The sequence below is a fragment of the Cellulomonas wangleii genome, from assembly GCF_018388445.1.
In the GTDB taxonomy this organism is placed as follows: domain Bacteria; phylum Actinomycetota; class Actinomycetes; order Actinomycetales; family Cellulomonadaceae; genus Cellulomonas; species Cellulomonas wangleii.
Genome location: NZ_CP074405.1, coordinates 3,586,866 through 3,609,953, shown reverse-complemented (window position 1 = coordinate 3,609,953; position 23,088 = coordinate 3,586,866). Strand labels below are relative to the sequence as shown.

General features: G+C 74.1%; 17 protein-coding genes. 10 read left to right on the top strand and 7 right to left on the bottom strand.

The window, feature by feature from the left end:
- Positions 1-2: 2 nt before the first annotated feature.
- The gene (locus KG103_RS16545) at positions 3-2,558 is read left to right on the top strand and encodes an ATP-binding protein (protein ID WP_207339573.1); all 2,556 of its coding nucleotides are present in this window, start codon (positions 3-5) and stop codon (positions 2,556-2,558) included.
- A complete protein-coding gene (locus KG103_RS16540) occupies positions 2,555-3,277 on the top strand; it encodes a response regulator (protein WP_207339572.1) in 723 nt (240 codons plus the stop codon). Before KG103_RS16545 ends, KG103_RS16540 begins: the two co-directional genes overlap by 4 nt.
- On the opposite strand, the gene nicT is transcribed toward KG103_RS16540, so the two are convergent.
- Entirely contained in the window at positions 3,223-4,392 is a 1,170-nt protein-coding gene (nicT, locus tag KG103_RS16535) for a Nickel transporter NicT (protein ID WP_243656173.1), read from the bottom strand. The two genes, KG103_RS16540 and nicT, sit on opposite strands and share 55 nt — an antisense overlap.
- Positions 4,393-4,579: 187 nt before the next feature.
- Here nicT and KG103_RS16530 point away from each other — a divergent pair, with 187 nt between their 5' ends.
- Positions 4,580-5,032, top strand: coding sequence for a Fur family transcriptional regulator (locus KG103_RS16530; RefSeq protein ID WP_207339571.1), 453 nt, complete (start codon positions 4,580-4,582; stop codon positions 5,030-5,032).
- 3 nt (positions 5,033-5,035) lie between these two features.
- On the opposite strand, the gene KG103_RS16525 is transcribed toward KG103_RS16530, so the two are convergent.
- The gene (locus KG103_RS16525) at positions 5,036-5,458 is read right to left on the bottom strand and encodes an organic hydroperoxide resistance protein (RefSeq protein ID WP_207339570.1); all 423 of its coding nucleotides are present in this window, start codon (positions 5,456-5,458) and stop codon (positions 5,036-5,038) included.
- Between the two features lie 102 nt (positions 5,459-5,560).
- On the opposite strand from KG103_RS16525, the gene KG103_RS16520 reads away from it, so the two are divergent.
- Entirely contained in the window at positions 5,561-6,142 is a 582-nt protein-coding gene (locus KG103_RS16520) for a TetR/AcrR family transcriptional regulator (RefSeq protein ID WP_207339569.1), read from the top strand.
- Positions 6,143-6,191: 49 nt separating this feature from the next.
- On the opposite strand, the gene KG103_RS16515 is transcribed toward KG103_RS16520, so the two are convergent.
- Together KG103_RS16515 and KG103_RS16510 are read right to left on the bottom strand one after the other, a co-directional pair.
- Entirely contained in the window at positions 6,192-7,121 is a 930-nt protein-coding gene (locus tag KG103_RS16515; RefSeq protein ID WP_207339568.1) for a VOC family protein, read from the bottom strand.
- A 52-nt stretch (positions 7,122-7,173) separates the two neighbouring features.
- Positions 7,174-9,303, bottom strand: a complete 2,130-nt coding sequence (locus tag KG103_RS16510; RefSeq protein ID WP_207339567.1) for a SpoIIE family protein phosphatase — start codon at positions 9,301-9,303, stop codon at positions 7,174-7,176.
- Positions 9,304-9,432: 129 nt separating this feature from the next.
- Between KG103_RS16510 and KG103_RS16505 the strand changes: the two genes are divergently transcribed.
- Positions 9,433-11,796, top strand: a complete 2,364-nt coding sequence (locus KG103_RS16505) for an ATP-binding cassette domain-containing protein (protein WP_207339566.1) — start codon at positions 9,433-9,435, stop codon at positions 11,794-11,796.
- A 5-nt stretch (positions 11,797-11,801) separates the two neighbouring features.
- Here the strand turns inward: KG103_RS16505 and KG103_RS16500 are convergent, their stop codons facing one another.
- Together KG103_RS16500 and KG103_RS16495 are read right to left on the bottom strand one after the other, a co-directional pair.
- Complete coding sequence (locus KG103_RS16500) at positions 11,802-13,550, bottom strand: cation:proton antiporter (protein WP_207339565.1); 1,749 nt, start codon at positions 13,548-13,550, stop codon at positions 11,802-11,804.
- A 29-nt stretch (positions 13,551-13,579) separates the two neighbouring features.
- The gene (locus KG103_RS16495) at positions 13,580-14,968 is read right to left on the bottom strand and encodes an APC family permease (RefSeq protein WP_207339564.1); all 1,389 of its coding nucleotides are present in this window, start codon (positions 14,966-14,968) and stop codon (positions 13,580-13,582) included.
- 262 nt (positions 14,969-15,230) lie between these two features.
- On the opposite strand from KG103_RS16495, the gene KG103_RS16490 reads away from it, so the two are divergent.
- The 3 genes from KG103_RS16490 to KG103_RS16480 all read left to right on the top strand — a co-directional run bounded on the left by KG103_RS16490 (position 15,231) and on the right by KG103_RS16480 (position 17,568).
- On the top strand, positions 15,231-15,578 hold the full coding sequence (locus KG103_RS16490; RefSeq protein ID WP_207339563.1) for a YtxH domain-containing protein: 348 nt from the start codon (positions 15,231-15,233) through the stop codon (positions 15,576-15,578).
- 131 nt (positions 15,579-15,709) lie between these two features.
- Positions 15,710-16,219 carry a gluconokinase gene (locus KG103_RS16485; protein ID WP_249670645.1) on the top strand — a complete coding sequence of 170 codons (510 nt, stop codon included), beginning with the start codon at positions 15,710-15,712 and terminating at the stop codon, positions 16,217-16,219.
- A 65-nt stretch (positions 16,220-16,284) separates the two neighbouring features.
- Positions 16,285-17,568, top strand: coding sequence for an MFS transporter (locus KG103_RS16480; RefSeq protein WP_207339562.1), 1,284 nt, complete (start codon positions 16,285-16,287; stop codon positions 17,566-17,568).
- Positions 17,569-17,604: 36 nt separating this feature from the next.
- On the opposite strand, the gene KG103_RS16475 is transcribed toward KG103_RS16480, so the two are convergent.
- Positions 17,605-18,978: an MFS transporter gene (locus KG103_RS16475; protein ID WP_207339561.1), complete on the bottom strand. Its 1,374-nt coding sequence runs from the start codon at positions 18,976-18,978 to the stop codon at positions 17,605-17,607.
- Positions 18,979-19,578: 600 nt separating this feature from the next.
- On the opposite strand from KG103_RS16475, the gene KG103_RS16470 reads away from it, so the two are divergent.
- Positions 19,579-21,156 carry a glycosyltransferase family 2 protein gene (locus KG103_RS16470; RefSeq protein ID WP_207339560.1) on the top strand — a complete coding sequence of 526 codons (1,578 nt, stop codon included), beginning with the start codon at positions 19,579-19,581 and terminating at the stop codon, positions 21,154-21,156.
- Entirely contained in the window at positions 21,149-23,080 is a 1,932-nt protein-coding gene (locus KG103_RS16465) for a glycoside hydrolase family 26 protein (RefSeq protein ID WP_243656172.1), read from the top strand. The genes KG103_RS16470 and KG103_RS16465 overlap by 8 nt, the downstream gene beginning before the upstream one ends.
- The last annotated feature ends 8 nt before the right edge of the window (positions 23,081-23,088 follow it).

The following is a 23,088-nucleotide window of genomic DNA, read 5'->3' as shown; positions in this document are numbered from 1 at the left end:
GCATGGCGCGTGGGCGGCTCCGCGTCCTCCTCGGGGCGGCACCGGGCGTGGGCAAGACCTACGCGATGCTCGAGGAGGGCCGCCGCCTGCGTGACGAGGGGCGTGACGTCGTGGTCGCGGTCGTGGAGACCCACGGCCGCGCCCACACGGCCGCGATGGTCGAGGGCCTGGAGGTGGTGCCGCGCCGCGCGGTCCGGCACCGGGAGGTCGAGCTCACCGAGCTCGACGTCGACGCCGTGCTGGCCCGCCGCCCGGACGTCGCGCTGGTCGACGAGCTCGCGCACACCAACGCGCCCGGCCTGGCGCGCACCAAGCGGTGGCAGGACGTGGACGCCCTGCTCGACGCCGGGATCGACGTGCTCTCGACCGTGAACATCCAGCACATCGAGTCCCTCAACGACGTGGTGGAGAAGATCACCGGCGTCGTCCAGCGCGAGACGATCCCCGACGCCGTGCTGCGCGCCGCCGACCAGGTCGAGGTGGTCGACCTCGCACCGCAGGCGCTGCGCGACCGGCTCGCCGGCGGCTACGTGTACCCGGCCGAGCGCGTGGACGCCGCGCTGTCGAACTACTTCCGCCTCGGCAACCTCACGGCGCTGCGCGAGCTCGCGCTGCTGTGGCTGGCCGACGAGGTCGACGCGGCGCTGCGCCTGTACCGCACCGAGCACGGCATCGACAGCCCGTGGGAGGCGCGCGAGCGGGTCGTCGTCACGCTCACCGGTGGGCCCGAGGGGGAGACGCTGATCCGCCGCGGCGCGCGCATCGCCGCACGCTCGGCCGGCGGGCAGCTGCTGGCCGTGCACGTCACACGCCAGGACGGCCTGCGCGGTGCCGCCCCCGGCGCGCTCGCGCACCAGCGGGCGCTCGTCGAGCAGCTCGGCGGCACCTACCACCAGGTCGTCGGCGACGACGTCCCGCGCGCGCTCGTCGACTTCGCCACCGCGGTCGACGCGACCCAGCTCGTCATCGGGGTGTCGCGGCGCGGGTGGCTCGCCACGGCGCTCAGCGGCCCCGGCATCGGCGCGACCGTGACCCGCGAGGCGGGGAAGATCGACGTGCACGTCGTCAACCACGCCGCCGCGGGCGGGCGGCCGCGGCTGCCGCGCGTCGGCGGCGCGCTCACGCGGCGGCGGCGCGTCGCCGGGTTCGCGCTCGCGCTCGTCGGCGGGCCGCTGCTGACGTGGCTGCTGGTCGCGACGCGCAGCACCGACGCGTTCGTCGCCGACGTCCTGGCGTACCAGCTGCTGGTGGTGGTGACCGCGCTCGTCGGCGGCCTGTGGCCCGCGGTCTACGCGGCGGTGCTGTCCGGGCTGACGATCGACTTCCTGTTCGTCGACCCCCTGCACACCGTCACCGTCTCGGAGCCGTCGCACGCCCTCGCGCTCGTGCTGTACGTCGTCATCGCCGTGCTGGTCAGCGTGGTGGTCGACCGTGCCGCCCGCACCACGCGCGCCGCCCACCGCGCCGCGGCGGAGAGCGAGCTGCTGGCGACCGTCGCCGGCAGCGTGCTGCGGGGGCAGGACGCCGTCGCCGCGCTCGTCGGCCGGGCACGTGAGGCGTTCGGCATGACGGCGGCACGGCTCGTGGTGGGTGGGCCCCCGGGCGGGCCCCCGCACGGTGGCGGCGACCCGGGCGGCACGGTGCTCGCGTCGGACGGCGAGGTGCCGCCCGGCGAGCCCGGCACGACCGTGCCGGTCGACGAGCGCGCCGTGCTCCAGCTCTACGGGCCCGACGTCGCGGCGTCCGAGCGGCGGCTGCTCAACGTCATCGCCGTCCAGCTGCGCGCCGCCCTCGAGCGCAGCGACCTGGCGTCGGTGGCCAGCGAGGTCGACCACCTCACCGCGTCGGACCGCGTGCGCAGCGCGCTGCTCTCGGCCCTCAGCCACGACCTGCGCCGCCCGCTGAGCGCCGCGACCGCCGCCGTCGGCGGCCTGCGGACGGCCGGTTCGCGGCTGAGCCCGTCCGACCGCGCCGAGCTGCTCGACACCGCCGACGAGAGCCTGCGCGCCCTGGCGACGCTCATGACCGACCTGCTGGACGTCAGCCGGCTCGACGCGGGGGTGCTCGCGTTCGCCCGCACCCACGTCGACACCGCCGACGTCGTGCTGCCCGCGCTGGACGAGCTGGGCCTGGGCCCCGACGAGGTCGAGCTCGACCTCGACCTGGCGGTGCCGCCGGTCCTGGCCGACCCCGTGCTGCTGCAGCGCGTGGTGGTGAACCTGCTGGCCAACGCGACGCGGCACGCCCCGCCCGGCACGCGGGTGCGCGTCGCGACCAGCACCTTCGCGGGGGCCGTGCAGATCCGCGTCGTCGACCACGGCCCCGGCATCCCGCGCGAGAGGCGCGACGACGTCTTCGTACCGTTCCAGCGGCTGGGGGACACCGACAACGCCACCGGCCTGGGTCTGGGCCTGGCGCTGTCCAAGGGGTTCGTCACCGGCATGGGCGGCACGCTCATGCCCGAGGACACCCCGGGCGGCGGGCTGACGATGGTGGTGGCGCTGCCGTCGGCCGGCACGGACGACCCTGCCGACGCGACGAGGGGGACGGCGGCATGAGGATCCTCATCGCGGACGACGACCCGCAGATCCTGCGGGCGCTGCGCATCACGCTCACCGCGCAGGGCTACGACATCGTCACCGCGACGTCGGGGCCGCAGGCGATCACGCAGGCGATCGACCACCGGCCGGACGTCCTCATGCTCGACCTCGGCATGCCCGGCCTGGACGGCGTCGACGTCATCCACGCGGTGCGCGGCTGGTCGCAGTCGCCGATCCTCGTCGTCTCCGGGCGCACCGGCGCCGCCGACAAGGTCGACGCGCTCGACGCGGGCGCCGACGACTACGTCACCAAGCCGTTCTCGATCGAGGAGCTGCTGGCGCGGATCCGGGCGCTGACGCGGCGCGTCGTGCTGGGCGTCGATGCCGCCCCGGTGGTGCGGTTCGGCGACGTCACGGTCGACCTGTCGGCCCGCACCGTGCTGCGCGGCCCGGACGGCGCCGGGGCGCCCGTGCGGCTGACGCCCACCGAGTGGCAGGTGCTGGAGCGGCTCGTGCGCAACCCTGGCCGGCTCGTGACGCGCCAGACCCTGCTCACCGAGATCTGGGGCTCGCAGCACGTCACCGACACCGGCTACCTGCGGCTGTACGTCGCCCAGCTGCGCAAGAAGCTCGAGCCGGAGCCCGCGCGTCCCCGGCACCTGCTCACCGAGGCGGGCATGGGCTACCGGTTCGACCCCGACGGCGGCGCCGTGCCGTCGTCCACCTCCGGCGCCTGAGCCCGGCTCAGGTCGGCGGTCCAGCGCTCCTCGACGCGGCCGAACCGCCACACCGCGAGCGCTACGACCCACGTGACCACGAAGAGCCCGACGATGACGAACCCGACGTGCCCGAGGTCGAGCCCACCGACCCACGCGATCGGTCCCGACTCCAGGCCCAGCCGCTCGGACACGATCGACATCACCTCGATGCCGCCGATGAGCAGCGCGACCGCCACCGACAGCCCGGTGATGGTGATGTTGTAGTAGACCTTGCGCACCGGCTTGGAGAACGCCCAGCCGTAGGCGAAGTTCATGAAGCAGCCGTCGATGGAGTCGAGCAGCGTCATCCCGGCGGCGAAGAGCACGGGCAGCGTGAGGATCGCGTACCAGGGCAGCTGGAACGCCGCGGCGCCGCCCGCGAGGACGAGCAGCGACACCTCGGTCGCGGTGTCGAAGCCCAGGCCGAAGAGCAGCCCCACGGGGTACATGTGCCACGGCTTGCGCACCGCCCGCGTCGCCGGGCCGAGCACGCGGTTGAGCAGCCCGCGGTTGTTCAGGTGCTGCTCGAGCGTCTCCTCGTCGTACCGCCCGCCGCGCATGTCCTTGAAGACGCGCAGGATCTGGCGCAGCACGACGAGGTTGAGGATGCCGATGACCAGCAGGAACACCGCCGACACGGAGATGCCGATCATCCCGGTGGTCCGCTGCAGCGTCGACGACTCGTCCTCGACCTGCCCGGCCAGCGCGCGGACCCCGAACGCGAGCAGCACGCACAGCACGAGCACGACCGTGGAGTGGCCGAGCGAGAACCAGAACCCGACGGACACCGGCCGCTGCCCGTCGGTCATGAGCTTGCGGGTGGTGTTGTCGATGGCGGCGATGTGGTCGGCGTCGAAGGCGTGCCGCATGCCGAGGGTGTACGCGGTGAGCCCCAGTCCGACGCCGAACACGGTCGTGGAGTCCACCTGGAAGCGTGCCGGGGCCACGACGAGGACCAGGACGCCCCAGCCCACCACGGTCAGCGCGAGCACGACCGACGCCATGCCGGCGATGGACACCCGCTCGCCGCGGCTCAGGCGGCCGCGACCCCGACCCCGGACGGTCCCTGCACGCGTGCTGGACGTGGTGGCCATGGCGCTCCCCCCGGATACGTGGCACCCGAGGGCATCGGGTGCTCGCGCCGTCGACCACGCTACTGCGACCTGGTCGTGACTGCACCAGAAGGGGTGACACCGGGCAGACCGGTCGTCCTACAGTGGAACCACCGCGAACCCGGCGTGGGCGCGCCGGTCGTCCGGGCGGCCGTGAGGGGGCTGGGCGATGACGAGCGAGGCCACCATCGAGCACGTCGGCACGCTGCTGCGGGCGCGGGGCGAGCGCATGACGCGCGCCCGGCGCGCCGTCCTGACCGTGCTCGCACGCGACGGCGGGCACCTCGGCGCGGAGGAGATCCTCGGCCGCGTCGCCGACCTCGACCCGGGGGTGCACCGGGCCACGGTCTACCGGACGCTCGACGCGCTCGCGGACCTCGGCGTGGTGCAGCACGTGCACGTGCGACGCACCGGGACCGCCTACCACCTGGCCCACGGGGAGCGGGAGCACCTGCACGCCGAGTGCCGCGGCTGCGGTGCCGTGCAGGACCTGCCGGCCGACCTGCTCGACGACGTCGTCGGAGCCGTCGCGCGCCGCGACGGGTTCTGGATCGAGCCGACGCACGTCGCGCTGTCCGGGCTGTGCGCGGCGTGCACCGCGCCGGGTGCGCCCGCGCGCTGACCGTCAGGCGGTGACGACCTCCAGCGTGACGGGGACGTTGCCGCGGGTCGCGTTCGAGTACGGGCAGACCTGGTGCGCGGCCTCGACGAGCTGCTCCGCGGTCGCCTGGTCGACGCCGCCGAGCTCGACGTGCAGCGTGATCTCGAGCCCGAACCCGCCGGCGTCGGTGGGGCCGATGCCGACCTCGGCCGTGACCGCGGAGTCGGTGAACGTCACCTGGTCGCGGCGGGCCACGCTCTTCAGCGCGCTGTGGAAGCAGGCGGCGTACCCGGCGGCGAACAGCTGCTCGGGGTTGGTGGCCCCGCCCGGGCCGCCCATCTCGCGGGGGACGGCGAGGTCGACGTCGACGAGCCCGTCGGAGCTGCGGGTGTGGCCCTCGCGGCCCTCGCCGGTGGCCGTGGCGACCGCGGTGTAGATGACAGCCATGGGGTAGCCTCCTAGAAAGAACGTTCGTTCTACTAACGTGGTCCACCTCACCCCCTGGAGGTGCGGATGTCAACCGCAGACGTCGCCCCGTACGGTGCGGGCATGGTCGAGAACCCGACGGGTCCGCGCGGGCCGTCCCCGGCCCGCGCCCGGCTGCTGCGCACCGCCGCCGACCTCTTCTACGCCGAGGGCGTCCACGCGGTCGGCGTCGACCGCGTCATCACCGAGGCGGGCGTCACGCGGGCCACGTTCTACCGGCACTTCCCGGGCAAGGAGGCGCTCGTCGTCGCGTACCTCGAGGCGGCCGACCGGGCCGTGCGCGCGGCGGTCGGCGAGGTCCCGCAGGAGCCCGGTGCGGCGGCGGGCTGGCTCACCGGCATGACGCTGCACGTGGCCGACGAGCTGTGCCGACCCGGCTTCCGCGGCTGCCCGTTCATCAACGCCGCGGCGGAGTTCCCCGACCCGACCAGCCCGGTGCGGCGCGTCGTGCGCGAGCACCGGGACTGGCTGCAGGGGGTGGCGACCGAGGCGCTGCGTCGCGCCGGGCACCCCGACCCGCCGGAGGGCGGTCGGCGCTGGACCGCGCTGCGCGACGGTGCCATGGTCAGCGGCTACCTCGACGACGCGCAGGCCGCCCGTGCGACGCTGCGCGACGCGGTCGAGGAGCTCGTGCGGGCGCGCTGACGCGCAGCCCTGTCGTCCGGGGCGCGACCGCCCGGCCGCCCCCGTCCCGTCAGCGCGTGAGCAGGTCCTCCGTCGTCGTGCCGGGCACGCTCACGGTCACCCGGGTCTCCCACGGGTCGCGCACGGTGACGGACCGGCCGTCGTCGGCGAACGGCAGGCCCCGCGCCCGCAGCCGGGCCGTCAGCGCGTCGAGGTCCTCGCGCCCCGGCACCGTGACGGCGACGTCGCCCAGCCCGAGCGTCGAGGCGCGCGGACCGGCGCCCCGGCTGTTCCAGGTGTTCATCGCGACGTGGTGGTGGTACCCGCCGGCGGACGCGAACAGCGCGCCGGGGTAGCCGCGGACCGTGGCCTCGAACCCGAGCGCGTCGAGGTAGAACGCCTCCGCGACCGCGATGTCCCCGACCTGCAGGTGCACGTGCCCGACCCGCCCGGCGAGCGCCGGACCGGCGTCGAGCGCCTCCTGCGTGAGGTGCGCGCGCAGGTAGGCGTTCGGGTCGAGGTGCTCGACGCCCATGACGAGGTTGCCGTCGCGGTGGAGCCACAGGTCGCGGTCGCGGTCGGTGTACAGCTCGATGCCGTTGCCCTCGGGGTCCGTGAAGTAGAACGCCTCGGACACCAGGTGGTCGCTCGACCCGACGAACCGGCTGCGGGGGTCCTGCGCCGCGCGGTAGACGGTCGCGGACAGGCTCGTCGCGTCGTCGAAGAGGAAGGCGGTGTGGAACAGGCCGGCCTGCCGCGGGTCGACCGCGGGCAGTCCGGGGGTGTGGACGAGGCGCAGCATCGGCGTGGTGCCGCGTCCGAGCACGCGGTGCACCTGGTGGCCGCGGGCGCGCTCCTCCAGGGGCTCGAGCGCGATGGCGCCCGCGTAGTAGGACGTCATGCCCTCGAGGTCGCCGACGTGCAGCGTCACCGCGTCCATCGACGTGGCGGGCGCGAGCACGCGCTCGTCGGTGGGGCCCTGCGGGATCGTGGTCGACATCGTCAGCTCCGAGCATTAGTTGTGATGACAACTGATGCTAGAGCGAACTAGTTCAACCGTCAACCTCTAGCGGGTCCGTCCGCCCGCGCGCCGCCGCCTCGTCCGGCTGCACCCGCAGCGCCAGCATCGCCACGTCGTCGTCCCCGGCGGGCGCCATCGCCTCGACGAGGGCGTCGCAGACGTCCTCCAGGTCCAGGTGCGCCACGCCCTCGGCGCACGCGCGGAGCCGCTCCAGCCCGGCCTCCAGCCGCTCCCCGCGGCGCTCGACGAGCCCGTCGGTGTACAGCAGCACGGTCGCACCGGGCGCGAGCTCCTGCGTGTGGTCCCGCCGCACGGTGTGCCGTTGCAGGCCGATCAGCAGGTCGCTGCGGCGCGACAGCAGCTCACCGCGCCCGTCCGGGTGCAGCAGCAGCGGCGGCAGGTGGCCCGCGTTCGACCAGCGCAGGACACGCACACCCCGTCGCACCGCGTCGGGCGGCTGCTCGACACGCGCCAGGACCGCGGTGCTCAGGGCGTCGATCTGCAGGTCCTGCACCGCCCAGTCGAGCGCGGACAGGATCGCGGCCGGCGGCTGGACGACCGCGTGCGCACCGCCGCGCAGCACGTTGCGGATCTGCGCCATCCGCACCGCCGCCTGCAGGTCGTGGCCGGTGACGTCACCGATCACCAGGCAGGTGCACCCGTCGCGCAGCACGAACGCGTCGTACCAGTCCCCGCCGATCTGCGCGCCCGTCGACGCCGGGACGTACCGTGCGGCGAGCTGCAGGCCCCCCACCTCCGGCAGGGCGGTGAGCAGGCTGCGCTGCAGCTCCTCCGTGAGGTCCCGCCGCGCGGCGTGCAGGTGCGCGTTGTCCAGCGCGAGGCCCATCTGCGCGGTCACGTCCCGCAGGGCCGTGACGTCCGTCGCCGTGAACCCGTCCCGGGCGGCGCGCCGCGCGAGCGTCACGATGCCCCGGGTGCGGCCTCGCCCCCGCAGCGGCAGGACCATGAGAGTCTCGGGTGCCAGCCGCAGCAGCAGGTCCCGCACGGGGCCCGCCGCCACGATGTCCTCGAGCGACGGCGCGCCGAAGCGCATCACGGGCCGCGAGGTCGTCAGCGCCTCGGCCACCAGGGAGGTGCTCGACAGCGCCGGGACGCGCAGCGACCGGTACTCGTCGAGCAGCGGCTGCAGGGTGGGGTCGGCGTGCAGCGCCGCGACGTCGCGCAGGCGGCCTCGCCAGGGCCCCGCGCCGTCGTCCAGCAGGCTCGCGATGGCGAAGTCGGCGACGTCCGGCACCAGGTGGGGGAGCACGGCGTCCAGGGCGCGGACCGGGTCGACCGCGTCCGCGAGCACCCCGGCGACCCGGGCGAGCATGTCCGAGCGCGCGCGGCCCTGCTCGGCGAGCTCCAGCGCCTGGCGGCGCTCCGTCACGTCCGTGAAGTACACGGCGACACCGCCGCGCTCGGGGGTGGCACGGATCTCGTACCAGGCGTCGAGGGGTGCCGGGTAGTACGCGTCGAACACCTGCGGCTCGCCCGTGCGCGGTGCGGCGCGGTAGTGCTCCTCGAAGGCGGTGCCCCGCGCCGCGGGGAAGAGGTCCCAGATCACCCCGCCCAGGAGGTCGGCCCGCGTCCGCTCCAGGATGAGCTCGGCCTCGGCGTTGACGTACCCGAACCGCCACCGCTCGTCGAGCCAGAAGTAGCCGGTCGACATGTCCTCGAGGATCTGCTGCACCTGCAGGTCGCGCTCGCGCAGCGCGGTCGTGTCCGTCGCGACGCCGATGAGGCGCTCGGCGCGACCCGACGGGCCGGCCAGCGCCCGGCCCCGGGCGCTCAGCCAGCGCACGGTCCCGTCGGGACGCACCACGCGGAACTCGGCCTCGTACACGCCGCAGCCGGCGATGGCGCTGTCGATCGCGGCCGCGACGCCTCTCGCGTCGGCCGGGTGCAGCCGGGCGTCGAACGCCTCGATCAGGCCGCTGAACGTCCCGGCGTCGTACCCGAAGACCTCCAGCAGCGTGGGGTCCCAGTGCAGCGCACCCGTCGCCAGGTCCCACTCGAACGTCCCCAGGCCCGCGGCCTGCGCGGCGGAGTCGAGCAGCGAGAGGCGCGTCGCCTGCGCGGCCGAGTCGAGCAGCGAGAGGCGCTCGGCCTGCGCGTCGGCGCCCGGACGTAGGTCCGTCCCGTCCGTCGATCCGTGCACGTGCGCTCCTCACCCCTGGCCCATCCGTCCCCGGAGCGTGCCATGCGCGTCGCGCCGCGGCGAGGCGAGGCTGCACCCGTGTCGGCACCGCGCCCTAGTCTGAGGACCCCGCTCGCGCCAGGAGGACCGATGGCCACGCCCGCGCCCGCCCGCGCCGACACCCACGACCGCATCCGCGTGCACGGGGCGCGCGTGAACAACCTCCAGGACGTGAGCATCGAGCTGCCCAAGCGGCGGCTGACGGTGTTCACGGGCGTCTCGGGCTCCGGCAAGAGCTCGCTGGTGTTCGGCACGATCGCCGCGGAGTCCCAGCGCCTCATCAACGAGACCTACAGCGCGTTCGTGCAGGGCTTCATGCCGACGCTCGCGCGACCGGACGTCGACGTCCTCGAGGGGCTGACCACCGCGATCATCGTCGACCAGGAGCGGATGGGTGCCAACTCGCGCTCCACGGTCGGCACGGCCACCGACGCCAACGCGATGCTGCGCATCCTGTTCAGCCGGCTCGGGGAGCCGCACATCGGCTCGCCGCAGGCGTACTCGTTCAACGTGCCGACCGTGCGGGCCAGCGGCGCGATCGCGGTGGACCAGGGGCACAAGCGCGCGCAGAAGGTGTCGTTCGAGCAGATCGGCGGCATGTGCGCGCGCTGCGAGGGCATGGGCAGGGTCACCGACTTCGACCTCACCGCGCTCTACGACGACGGCAAGTCGCTCGAGGAGGGCGCGCTCACCGTCCCCGGCTACACGATGGACGGCTGGTACGGCCGCATCTTCCGCGCGAGCGGGCTCTTCCCGCCGGACCGCCCGATCCGCGAGTTCACCGAGAAGCAGCTGCACGGCCTGCTCTACCAGGACCCGATGAAGCTCAAGGTCGAGGGCATCAACGTCACCTACGAGGGTCTGATCCCCAAGATCCAGAAGTCGTTCCTCTCCAAGGACGTCGACGCGATGCAGCCCCACATCCGGGCGTTCGTCGAGCGGGCGATCACCTTCCAGACCTGCCCCGAGTGCGGCGGCACGCGCCTCAACGAGGGGGCGCGGGCGTCGCGGATCGCCGGGCTCAACATCGCCGACGTGTGCGCGATGCAGATCACCGACCTGGCCGACTGGGTGCGTGCCCTGGACGAGCCGTCCGTCGCGCCCCTGCTCACGGCGCTGCGCGAGACGCTCGACTCGTTCGTCGAGATCGGGCTCGGTTACCTGTCGCTGGACCGGCCGTCGGGCACGCTCTCGGGCGGCGAGGCGCAGCGCACCAAGATGATCCGGCACCTCGGGTCCTCGCTGACCGACGTCACCTACGTGTTCGACGAGCCGACGGTCGGGCTGCACCCGCACGACATCGCGCGCATGAACGACCTGCTGCTGCGGCTGCGGGACAAGGGCAACACGGTGCTCGTCGTCGAGCACAAGCCCGAGGCCATCGCGATCGCCGACCACGTCGTCGACCTTGGCCCCGGGGCCGGGACGGCCGGCGGTCAGGTGGTGTACGAGGGAACGGTCGACGGGTTGCGGGGCAGCGGCACGCTCACGGGCCGGCACCTCGACGACCGCGCGCGGCTGAAGCCCGAGGTCCGCACACCGACCGGCGCGATCGAGATCCGTGGCGCGGCCACGCACAACCTCCGGGACGTCGACGTCGACGTGCCCCTCGGCGTGCTGGTCGTCGTCACGGGCGTCGCCGGGTCCGGCAAGAGCTCGCTGATCCACGGCTCGCTGGCCCCGCTCGACGGTGTCGTGACGGTCGACCAGGGCGCCATCAAGGGCTCGCGCCGGTCCAACCCCGCGACCTACACGGGGCTGCTCGAGCCGATCCGCAAGGCGTTCGCCAAGGCCAACGGGGTCAAGCCCGCGCTGTTCAGCGCCAACTCCGAGGGTGCGTGCCCTGTCTGCAACGGCGCCGGCGTCGTCTACACCGACCTGGGGATGATGGCGGGCGTCGCCACGACGTGCGAGGTCTGCGAGGGCAAGCGGTTCCAGGCCGAGGTGCTCGAGTACACGCTCGGCGGGAAGGACATCAGCGAGGTGCTCGCGATGCCCGCCACGCAGGCCGAGCAGTTCTTCGCCGCGGGGGAGGCGCGCATCCCCGCCGCGCACGCCGTCCTGCAGCGGCTCGTCGACGTGGGCCTCGGGTACGTGACCCTGGGGCAGCCGCTGACGACGCTGTCCGGCGGCGAGCGCCAACGTCTCAAGCTCGCCACGCACCTGGGCGACAAGGGCGGGGTGCTCGTCCTCGACGAGCCCACGACCGGCCTGCACCTGGCCGACGTCGAGAACCTGCTCGGCCTGCTGGACCGGCTGGTCGACGCGGGCAAGTCCGTGGTCGTCATCGAGCACCACCAGGCCGTGATGGCCCACGCGGACTGGATCATCGACCTCGGGCCGGGCGCGGGGCACGACGGCGGACGGGTGGTGCTCGAGGGCACGCCGGCCGACCTCGTCGCGGACCGCTCGACGCTCACGGGGCAGCACCTGGCGGCGTACGTCGGGGCCTGACGCCGTCACGACCGCAGCTCGACGCCGATCTGCAGCGCGTCCAGCTCCGCCAGCGCCTGGGTCAGCACCGCCGACGGGTACGTACCCAGGTCGCGCACGTGCAGCAGCTCCGCGCGCTGGGCGGTCAGCAGCGCGATGAGCAGGCGCTGCCCGGCCGCGCGGTCCAGCTCGCGCTGCTCGTCGTCGGCCGTGACCTGCGCGTCCAGCACGGCGAACCGGTGCCGGGTGCGCTCCACGACCGGCGCGGGGTACGGCGTACCGTCCGGCTGGGTGAGGTCGGGGTCGTCCAGCCGGCGCAGCGCGGCCCGCCGCAGGTCGTCCCGCAGCGCGGCCAGGGCCGCCTCGTCGCGCTGCTCCCGCCCCGCCATCCCGAGCCGTCGCAGCACCCAGGGCAGCGTCGACCCCTGGATCAGGAGGGTCCCGGCGGCCACGACGAACGCGACGAGGACGAGCAACGACCGCTGCGGCGTGCCCGACGGCAGCGACTGGGCGGCCGCCAGGGTGACGGCGCCGCGCAGGCCCGCCCACACGAGCACCACGCCCTCGCGCGGCCCGAAGCGCTCGGCGACCAGGTAGTCGATGTCGGCGATCTTGCGCTGCACCCGGCGCCCGACGGCCTCGGCCCCACCGTCCCGCGCCGCGGCCGCACCCCGCCGTGCCCGGCGTCTGGCGCGGCCGCGTCCGGCGGGCGGCTGTGGCAGCTCGCCGTCGTCGAGCCGCGCCTGGGCGTGCGTGAGCCAGTCGCGCACGGGCGGGGTCCGGTCGGTGCGCCGCGCGAGCTCCCACACCGACCAGGCGACGAAGACGGACCGCACGGCGAGCACGAGCGTGCCCGTGAGCGCGCCCAGCCCGAGCGCCACCCCCAGGCTGCCGTGCACGTCGAGGACGTCTTCCACGAGGCCGAACACCTCGAGGCCCATGAGCAGGAACACGGACCCCTCGAGCAGCAGCTCCAGCGTCCGCCACACCGCGATCTCGGTGACGCGGTCGCGCGCCCGCAGCGCCCCCGGCGCCGCGTGGCCCGTCACCAGGCCCGCGACCACGGCCGCGACCAGCCCGGACGCACCCAGGCGCTCGGTGGGCAGGTACGCGACGAACGGGACGACGAACGAGATCGCGACGTTCGACGTCGTGAGCGTGATGTGCCCGCGCGCCCACACGTGCAGCCGGCCGACCACGTAGCCGATGACCACGGCGACGACGACCGCGACCACGAAGTCGCCCGCCACCTCCAGCAGCGAGACGGTGCCGGCCGCGGCGACGATCGCCGAGCGCAGGAGCACCAGGGCGGTCGCGTCGTTGAGCATGGACTCGCCCTCGAGGACGGTGACGACGCGCGGCGAGACACCGGCCCTGCGGACGATCGAGGTGGCCACGGCGTCGGTCGGGCTGACCACGGCGCCCAGCGCGATGCCCGTGGCCAGGTCGACGTCCGGCACCACCGCCGACAGGACGAACCCGACGACCACCGCGGACACCACCACGAGCACGACCGAGAGCGCGGAGATCGTGCGCAGGTCGCGCCGGAAGTCCATCGTCGGCAGGGTCGTGGCCGACGAGTACAGCAGCGGCGGCAGCACGATCCCGAGGATCCACTCGGGCTGCACCTCGATCTCCGGCACGAACGGCAGGAAGCTCACGCCCGCGCCGACGAGCACGAGGAGCAGCGGGGCGGCGACCCCGGCGCGGGGCGCGACCGTCGTGATCGTGACGATGACGAGGACGGCCAGGACGAGGGCGGCGAGCAGGTCCACGCATCACCTCGGGTCGACGGGGTCGGGACTCAGCTCGCAGCCGGCTCCGCCCTCTCGGGTGCGGGGCGGTGGGTACCGCCCAGCACGCGGTTGAGCACGTAGAGCACGACCCCGATGCCCAGCAGCAGGCCGGCCCGTGCGTAGACGTCGGCCGACCGGCCGGTGAGCGGGGAGGCGAGGACGAGCGACACGACCGCCCCGAGCGCCGGCGCCCACGTGGGGGCACGGAAGCCGCGGGGCGCGTCGCCGTCGACCGCGCCGTCGCGGTCGTCGGGCCGCCGGCGGAGCACCAGCACCGAGACGTTGACCACGGCGAAGACGAGCAGCAGGAGCAGCACCGTCGTGTCCGCCAGGCCGGACAGGTCGCCCGTGCTGACGAGCGTCAGCGCGATCACGGTGGTGAACGCGATCGCCACCCACGGGGTCTGCCGGCGCCGGTCCACCAGGCCCAGCCAGCGGGGCACGATGCCCTCGCGCGACATCCCGTAGACCACCCGCGACGCCATGATCATGTTGATGAGCGCCGTGTTCGACACCGCGACGAGCGCGATGATCGCGAACAGCCACGGCGGGAACACGAGCCCGGCGACCCGGACCACCTCCAGCAGCGGGCCGGTGGACTCCGCGAGCGTCGCGGTGTCCACGAGCATCGAGGTGGTGAACGCGACCGAGAGGTAGACGACGCCCGCGATGGCGATGCCGCCGAACAGGGCGCGCGGGAAGTCGCTGCGCGGGTGGCGGCACTCCTCCGCCAGGTTGACCGAGTCCTCGAACCCGAGCAGCGCGTAGAACGCGAGCGCCGTGCCGCCGAGCACCGCCATCCACACCGGCCCGTCGGCGCTCAGCGTCATGGCCCGGCCCGGGTCGCCCTCGCCCGCGAGGAACGCGCGCGCCCCGATCACCAGGATCACCAGCAGCCCGGTGACCTCGACGGCCGTGAGCACGAGGTTGACCCGCACCGACTCCGAGACGCCGACGGCGTTGACCACCGCGACGAGCAGCACGAACGCCCACGCGGCGACGAGCGTGGGGACCGTGACGAGCTCGGCCAGGTAGTCCCCGCCGAACGCCCGCGCCGCCGCGCTCGCGCTCGTGATCCCGCTCATGAGCACGGCGAACGCCACGAGGAACGTCACGAACGGCCGCCCGAACGCGCGCTGTGCGTACACGGCCGCGCCCGCCGCGCGCGGGTACCGGGTGACCAGCTCGGCGTACGCCGTGGCGGTCAGCGCGGCCAGGCCGAACGCGAGCAGGAACGGGATCCAGATCGCCCCGCCCACCTCGGCCGCGACCTTGCCCGTGAGGGCGTAGATGCCGGCGCCGAGGATGTCCCCGACGATGAAGACCAGCAGCATCCGCCGCCCGACGCTGCGCTTGAGCGTCGGCGTGGACGTCGTGCCGGACGAGGTGGCGACCATGGCGACCTCCGGGGGTCCGCCGGCCGGCCGGCCGGGACTGCCGCCAGTGTCGCGCCGCGGGTGCGCGCCCGCTCGTCGAGGCGGCGGGCGTGCCCGTTCGACGCGCGGCCGCGGCGCCCCGCACCTACGCTCGGTGACTCCGGCGACGTGGCCCGGTGCGCGCCGCTCGCCGCGGGTCGCACCGTCCGCCACGCACGCCCTCGCACGACCACACGACCACACGACCGCCGGTCCGTCGCGGCCGGCGCGAAGGAGGACACCCATGAAGGGCAAGCTCACGTTCGTCGTCGGCGCCGGGGTCGGCTACCTGCTGGGGACCCGGGCGGGTCGCCAGCAGTTCGAGAAGATCAAGGGCTGGGCGTCGGACACCTGGAACGACCCCCGCGTGCAGGGCTACGTGCAGGACGCGGAGCATGCCGCCACGGAGTTCGCCAAGACGCAGGGCGGCGCGCTGAAGGACAAGGCCAAGGGCGCGTTCTCCGGCAGCGAGAAGGACGACACGACGTCGACCGACGACACGACGTCGACCGACGACACCAGCACGTGGGAGCCGTCGGACGGTCCGCTGGTCGACGCCGACGACGCCAACCCGGACGGCCCGCGCCACTGATCCCGGGCGCCACGTCCCCGGCGTCCGGGCCGGTGCCCGACGCCGGGCACGCGGGGCGCACCCGAGCGGTGCGCCCCGCGAGGCGTCGGACGGTGACCCGCGTCCCCGCCGAGGAGTGGCAGGGTGGGGGCGTGGGAGTCGAGCATCTGGTGGTCATGGGGGTCTCCGGCACGGGCAAGTCGACGGTGGGCCAGGCGCTGGCCGACCGTCTGGGACGGCCGTTCCTCGAGGGCGACGCGCTGCACCCGGCGGCCAACGTCGCCAAGATGAGCGCGGGTGAGCCGCTGGACGACGACGACCGGTGGCCCTGGCTGCGCATCGTGCGCGACACGATGACCGAGCGCACGGAGGCCGGGACGTCGACCGTCGTCGCGTGCTCGGCCCTGCGGCGCGTGTACCGCGACCTCCTGCGCGAGGCGCAGGGTGACGTGCGCTTCGTGCTGCTCGACGTCCCGGCCGGTGTGCTGCGCGACCGCATCGTGCACCGCACCGGGCACTGGATGCCTCCGAGCCTGCTGGAGTCGCAGCTCGCCACGCTCGAGCCGCTGCAGCCGGACGAGGACGGCGTGATCCTGCCGGTCACCGGCCCGCCGGCGGACGTCGTCGACGCCGCCCTCAGGGCCCTCACGCCCCACGCCTGACCCCCGGCGGCGGGGGAGCGGTCCGCCGCGTCGGCGGCCCCGCGTGCGGCACGTAGGGTGCTGCGGTGCGTTCGCTGCTCGTCGACCTGACCCCGGTCCGGACGAGCCCCGCGTTCCGGCGCCTCTGGCTCGGGCTGTCGGTGGCGAACCTCGGCTCCCAGCTCACCGTCGTGGCCGTCGGGCTCCAGGTGTACGCGCTCACCGGCTCGACGCTCGCGGTCGGCGTGCTCGGCATCTGCGCGCTGGTGCCGCTCGTCGTCTTCGGGCTGTACGGCGGCGCCCTGGTCGACCACTACGACAGACGCACGGTCGCGGTGGTCGCGTCGCTCGTGTCGTGGGCGGCGGTGCTGGTGCTCGTCGCGCAGGCGGCGCTCGGCAACGAGCACGTCGGGCTGCTGTACGGGCTGGTCGCCGTGCAGTCGGCCGCGGGCGCGGTGAACTCGCCGGCGCGCTCGGCGATCATCCCGCGGCTCCTGGAGCCCCGGCTGATGCCCGCCGCCAACGCCCTGCAGACGATGGGGTGGAACGTCGCCCTCACGCTGGGGCCGCTGACCGGGGCGGTGCTGGTGGCGGGCATCGGGTACGTGTGGGCGTACGCGGTGGACGCCGTGCTCTTCACGTTCGCGCTGACCGCGCTGCTGCGGCTGCCGCCGGTGCCTCCGGAGCCGTCGGCGGAGCGTCGTGCACGGCTCGGTCTCGGCTCGGTCGTCGACGGCCTGCGGTACCTCGGCACGCAGCCGAACGTCCGCATGACGTTCCTGGTGGACGTCGTCGCGATGGTCACGGCGATGCCCCGGGTGCTGTTCCCCGCGGTCGGCGTGCTCTACCTGGGCGGGGGCGAGACGACCACGGGCGTGCTCACGGCGGCGATCGCCGCCGGCGGGATCCTCGCCGGGCTCTTCTCCGGAGGGCTGGCGCGCGTGCGGTGGCAGGGCCGCATCATCGCGGCGGCCATCACGGCCTGGGGTCTGTCGATCGTCGCGTTCGGCCTGGTGCTCGTCGCGGCCGGGCCGACGTCACCCGAGGGCGTGCTGCCCGTCGCGCTGGCGCTGGCCGTGGTGACGCTGGCGCTGGCGGGGGCGTCCGACGCCGTGTCGTCGGTGTTCCGGCAGACGATCCTGCAGACCGCGACGCCGGACCACATGCGCGGTCGTCTGCAGGGCGTGTTCGTGGTCGTCGTGGCGGGCGGCCCGCGCCTGGGCGAGCTCGCCCTGGGTGCGCTGTCGACCCGGGTGGGTGAGGCGTGGGCGCCCGTGATCGGCGGCGTGGCGTGCGTGGTGCTGCTGTGGGTGCTGGTGCGCGCGCAGCGCACGTTCTGGGACTACGACGCCCGCCACCCGACGCCCTGACGCCCTGCTGCCACCCCGGCCGGGGTCGGGCCGCCCTCAGGCCGGTGCGCGCCCGTCGCCGGCGCCGCGGTCGTGCTCGGCGTCCTCCCGGTGCTCGGCGGCGAGGTCGCAGGCCGCGATGGTCGCGCCGGCGGTCGCGCTGGCCGGCTCGTTCTCGGCTGCGGCCGGCTGCCGGGCGTGCGCGGCGTCCGCCGGGTCGGCGTCATGCTGCCGCGTGCGGGCCGCGTGCCGGCGCAGCGACGGCAGTGCGACGAGCGTGGCGACCAGCGCCGCGGCGCCGGACACCACGACGACCATGAACCCGGCGTGCGACCCGCCGGCGTCGATGCGGCTGCCCGCGACGGACGACCCCACCGACACGCCGATGCTCAGGCCGGTGCCGACCCAGGTCAGGCCCTCGGTGAGCCGGCCCGGAGGGACGAGCGCCGCGACCAGCGCGTTGCCGTTGATGATCGACGGGGCGATGGCGAACCCGGTGACGAACATGACCGCGGCGAGCACCCACAGCGACTCGGCGAGGAAGAATGCGCACACGCCCACGGCGAGCGCGACGACCCCGATGGCGAACCTGCGGTACAGCGGGGAGACCCAGTGGCGCGCGCCGTACAGCAGCCCGGAGATGAGCGAACCGAGCGCGAACACGGCGAGGATCACGCCCGCGAGGCTCTTGCGACCCGACTCCTCGGCGAACGCGACCGTGGCCACGTCGGTGGCCCCGAAGATCGCCCCGATCGCGACGAACACGAGCACGATGACGACCACGCCGGGGCGCTGCAGCACGCTGCCGCGCACCCGCGGCTCGTGGGCGGGGGCGGTGGGCGGCTCGGTGTCGCGCAGGGACAGGAACGCCAGGCCTCCGACGACCATCGCGACGACCGGCACCACGAGACCCGCGACGGGGGAGACGCTGGTGGCCAGGGCCGTCGCGGCGACGGGGCCGATGACGAAGACGAGCTCGTCGAGCGCCGACTCCAGCGAGTACGCGGTGTGCACGCGGCGGGGGTCGTCGCCGAGCAGGTGGTTCCAGCGGGCGCGGACCAGCGAGCCGAACGACCCGATGGTGGCACCGGCGAGCACGGCCGTGACGTACAGCCAGACCGACGGCGCGCGCATCGACGCGGCGACGACGAGCGCCACGATGCTGGTCGCCGACACCAGGATGGCCGGCCGCATGACCCGGGCCTGACCGTGCCGGTCGACGAGCCGGGCCAGCTGCGGCCCGCCGACCGCCTGCGCGATGACGACGGCTGCGGAGACGCGCCCGGCCAGCCCGTAGGAGCCGTACAGCGCGGACACCATGAGGACGATGCCGATGCCGACCATGGACATGGGCAGGCGCGCGACGATGCCGGTGGCCGAGAACGCGAACGCGCCGGGGCGCGCGAGGACGTCCCGGTAGGTCTGGAGCATGACCCCACTGTCGCACCCGCGGCCGACACGGTCCGACCGCGGTGCGACCTGCGCCCGGGGACGAGGTGCCCGCCGGCGGTGCGCCCGGCCCCGTGGGCGCGTCCCCGTGGTGGACGAGGCGTCTCGAAACGGCGCAAGAGGTGATGCGACGGGAACGTCGTCGCCATTGCGATCAATACCGTGGAAATGGGGCGCGCAGGAGGGGTGCGTATTGCGCCGGACGAGTGAGACGCTCGTCACATCCGCCGTCGGTGCGACGCCCTGACCTGCGGCTCCGCCTCCGTAGGCTGACCTGGGCGTTGACCCGATTTGTCGCGGCCGACCTGGACGAATGTCCGATGAGTCGTTTCAATCCTGTTCATCCGAAGCGTCTTTCCTTTCACCCGGCCGACCTGCACAGTTGAGCCACCGACGACGCGCCGCAGACCGGCGGCGCTCAGCACCGGCGCACGACGAGGACGGCTCGCGACCGTCCCCGCGCCACAGCTCCCCTCGGCTCCCGCGGCCCCCGCCGCCCCCGCCGGGCCACGCCCGGATGTCCTGCTGCATCGCCGATGGCGTCGGTCAGCTCGTCCCCACGTCAGGTTGCACAGGAGACCCATGTTCATCTTCATCCTGCAGCTGCGGCACATGTTCGAGACCCAGAACGAGATCTACCTGTTCGCGGTCTTCTCGTCCATCGTCTGGGCTCTCTGGATCCTCAAGGTCGTGCTCTCGCGGCGCTACCGGCCCGTCGCCGCTCCCTACGACATCACCACCAGCGTCGTCGTCCCCGTCGTCGACGAGCCGCTGGACCTGTTCCGCGACGTGCTGCGCCGCATCGTCGAGCAGCAGCCCGACGAGGTCATCGTCGTCATCAACGGGGCACCGAACCCCGGCCTCGAGGCCGTGTGCGACGAGTTCGCCCCCCTGGTGCAGCGCGTCCACACGCCCATCCCGGGCAAGCGCAACGCCGTGAAGATCGGCACGCAGATGTCGCACGGGGACGTCACCGTCCTCGTCGACTCCGACACGGTGTGGACCGACGGCACCCTCGCGGAGCTCGTCAAGCCCTTCGCCGACCCGAAGGTCGGCGGTGTCACGACCCGCCAGCGGATCCTGGAGCCGACGCGCTCGTGGATCACCCGCTGGGCCGACTGGCTCGAGAACACGCGCGCCCTGTACTCCATGCCGGCGCAGTCGGTCCTCGGGCAGGTGGGCTGCCTGCCCGGGCGCACCATCGCGTTCCGGCGCCACATCCTCATGCAGGTCATGGACAAGTTCATGACCGAGAAGTTCCTCGGCGTCTTCCTCGAGGTCTCCGACGACCGGACCCTGACCAACCTCACGCTCAAGGCCGGGTACCGCACGGTCTACCAGCACACCAGCCTGGTCTACACCGACGCCCCGCTGGAGCTGCGCAAGCTCTACAAGCAGCAGCTGCGCTGGTCGCGCGGCAGCCAGTACAACACCCTGCGGATGCTGCCCTGGATGCTCGGGCACGCGCCCGTCCTGGCCATCTTCTTCCTGGTCGACATCATCCTGCCGTTCCTGCTCTTCGGGACGATCGCCGGCTGGGTCTACCGGGCCGTCTCGGGAACGGGCATCAACCTGTACCAGGCGATCCTGCAGACCACGACGGGCGTGCAGGGCGTGGCCTGGGTGGTCGGCCTCATGGTCGTGTCCTCGGTGCTCTCGATGGCGATCCGCCAGATCCGCCACCTGCAGGAGAAGCCCTCGGACTTCTTCCGGCTCCCGGTCTTCATCATCACCTCGACCCTCTTCCTCATGCCGATCCGCCTCATCGGGTTCTTCCGCATGGCGCACGTCGCCGGCTGGGGCACCCGGGCCGGGGCGTACACGGCGGGCCAGCGGGACGCCGGTGACGACCTGATCGCCGAGCTCGAGCAGGCGCAGGGCGTCGACGCCCCCGTCGACGTCGTCGACCGGGCGGTCGTTCCGACGCAGTCCGGGCCGTCGGGGCCGCACACCTCGACGCTGCCGCACGTGGCCACCACCGGTCGGCTCACCACGCGGGCGCAGGCCCGCACGGCCCAGGTCGCGCCTGCCGAGGCGCGGGTCGCCACGGCCCAGGCCGCCCCGGCCGCCGCGTCGCGCCGTCGACGCAACCCCCTCGTCCTCGTCCCCTACCTGATCGGGTTCCTCATGTTCGGCCTCATGGCGGTGCTGTATGTCTGAGCGCACCGGCACGCACTGGTGGACCCTCTCGGGTCGCCTCGGGATCGTCGGCAGGATCTCCGCCGTCGCCCTCGCCCTCGCGCTGGGTGTCATCACCGGCGTCGTCTGGCTCTCGCCGTCCGGCACCGTGCCGGGTCCGCTGCGCACCGCGACCGAGCGGGAGCTCGCGCAGGAGAACGCCGACCTCGCGGCGATCCTGGCGGACCGCGACGAGGAGATCGCGAACCTCAGGCGGTCGCAGGACAAGGCCGCCGCCGAGCGTGCCGCCGGCGCCGAGCGCGGCAAGGAGAAGGCCGCCGCCCAGAAGGCGGCCGCCGCGGCCGTGGGCGACCAGCGCTCGGCCGAGCAGAAGGCCGCCGCACAGCAGAAGGCGGAGTCCGAGCGTGCCGCCGCCGCGCGGCGCGGCAAGGAGAAGGCCGCCGCCGAGCGGGCCGCCGCCGCCGCCCGCTCGCAGCAGAAGGCGTCGCTCGAGCGTCAGCTGGCCGCCGCCAAGGGTGCGCTGCAGGGCTCGGCGATCCGCGAGCAGGTCGCCCGCCAGCGGGCCGACGCCGCCGCCGCGGCGGCTGCCGCCCGAGCCGCCGCCGAGGCCGCGGCGAACGCCAAGCCGACAGCCCCCTCGCTGGCGAGCCTCATGGTGCCGGACGACCGGTACTTCGGCCTCTACACGCCGCAGTCGCCGTTCAGCTGGTCCGAGCTGGACCAGGTCGCCGCGCAGGTCGGCGTCGCACCCGACGTGGCCGGCTACTTCCAGGGCTGGGACACGCAGTTCCGCCCCGACGCGGTCGTGCGGTCGTGGCGCAAGGGGATGCTGCCGATGATCACGTGGGAGTCGCGTCCCCTCGCGGCTGCCAACGACCAGGTGGACGAGCCCGAGTACTCGCTGCCGCGGATCATCGCGGGGGCGCACGACGACTACCTGCGCGAGTACGCCCGCTCGGTGGCCGAGCTCGACCTGCCCGTCGCGATCCGTCTCAACCACGAGATGAACAGCGGCTGGTACCCGTGGTCCGAGCAGACCAGCAACGCCGCACCCGTCAACGGCAACCGCCCGGGCGACTACGTGAAGATGTGGCGCCACGTCCACGCCATCTTCGAGGCCGAGGGCGCCAACGCGAACGTCATCTGGGTCTGGTCGCCCAACATCGTCAACCGGCTGCCCGCGACCAACCGGACGCTGGAGTACACGCGCAGCCTGTACCCGGGTGACGAGTACGTCGACTGGGTCGGCCTGTCGGGCTACTTCCGCCCGCCGTACGACCCGGACCAGACGGCGACGTTCTCCTACACGTTCGACCGCTCGCTCGACCAGCTGCGGGCGATCAGCGACAAGCCGATCATGCTGGCCGAGATCGGCGCGTCGGAGACCGGGGGCGGCAAGGCCGCGTGGATCACCGACCTGTTCGACGCGCTGGCGGAGCCACGCAACGCCGACGTCATCGGGATGGCCTGGTTCCACCACGCCGTGACCACGTACATCGAGGGCGAGCGCGCCACCAACGACTGGCGCATCACGTCCCGCCCCGACGCCCTGGCCGCGTTCCGTGAGGGCATCCAGGACCCGTCCGCGGGCTTCGTGCCCGGCGGTGGGGCGGCCCTGGCCGCGGCGTCCGTACCGGGCGGCGTAGCGGTCGACGGGGCAGCGGCCCTGGCGGCGCGCACCGCGGGCCCGGCGGACGAGCCGGTCCCCGGTCCGGACGCCGCGGCCGGACCGGACCCGGCACCCGGACCACAGCCGACCCCGCAGCCGGCCTCGGGACCGACCCCGCAGCCGACGCCGGCCCCCAGCCCGGCCCCCAGTCCGGCCCCCAGCCCGGCCCCCAGCCCGGCCCCCAGCCCGGCCCCGGCCCCCGCGCCGGAGCCCGTCCCGGCCGGCAGGAACCAGCAGCAGCCGACGTCCACCCCCACCCCCACCCCCGCCCGATGAGCCCCCGG

Excerpts from the sequence above, each read along its gene's own strand:
- KG103_RS16470 (WP_207339560.1), top strand. The coding sequence starts at position 19,579 with ATGTTCATCTTCATCCTGCAGCTGCGGCACATGTTCGAGACCCAGAAC.
- KG103_RS16495 (WP_207339564.1), bottom strand. The coding sequence starts at position 14,968 with ATGGTCGCCACCTCGTCCGGCACGACGTCCACGCCGACGCTCAAGCGC.
- KG103_RS16545 (WP_207339573.1), top strand. The coding sequence starts at position 3 with ATGGCGCGTGGGCGGCTCCGCGTCCTCCTCGGGGCGGCACCGGGCGTG.
- KG103_RS16525 (WP_207339570.1), bottom strand. The coding sequence starts at position 5,458 with ATGGCTGTCATCTACACCGCGGTCGCCACGGCCACCGGCGAGGGCCGC.
- KG103_RS16540 (WP_207339572.1), top strand. The coding sequence starts at position 2,555 with ATGAGGATCCTCATCGCGGACGACGACCCGCAGATCCTGCGGGCGCTG.
- KG103_RS16515 (WP_207339568.1), bottom strand. The coding sequence starts at position 7,121 with ATGTCGACCACGATCCCGCAGGGCCCCACCGACGAGCGCGTGCTCGCG.
- KG103_RS16530 (WP_207339571.1), top strand. The coding sequence starts at position 4,580 with ATGACGAGCGAGGCCACCATCGAGCACGTCGGCACGCTGCTGCGGGCG.
- KG103_RS16475 (WP_207339561.1), bottom strand. The coding sequence starts at position 18,978 with ATGCTCCAGACCTACCGGGACGTCCTCGCGCGCCCCGGCGCGTTCGCG.
- KG103_RS16490 (WP_207339563.1), top strand. The coding sequence starts at position 15,231 with ATGAAGGGCAAGCTCACGTTCGTCGTCGGCGCCGGGGTCGGCTACCTG.
- KG103_RS16505 (WP_207339566.1), top strand. The coding sequence starts at position 9,433 with ATGGCCACGCCCGCGCCCGCCCGCGCCGACACCCACGACCGCATCCGC.
- KG103_RS16520 (WP_207339569.1), top strand. The coding sequence starts at position 5,561 with ATGGTCGAGAACCCGACGGGTCCGCGCGGGCCGTCCCCGGCCCGCGCC.
- nicT (WP_243656173.1), bottom strand. The coding sequence starts at position 4,392 with ATGGCCACCACGTCCAGCACGCGTGCAGGGACCGTCCGGGGTCGGGGT.
- KG103_RS16465 (WP_243656172.1), top strand. The coding sequence starts at position 21,149 with ATGTCTGAGCGCACCGGCACGCACTGGTGGACCCTCTCGGGTCGCCTC.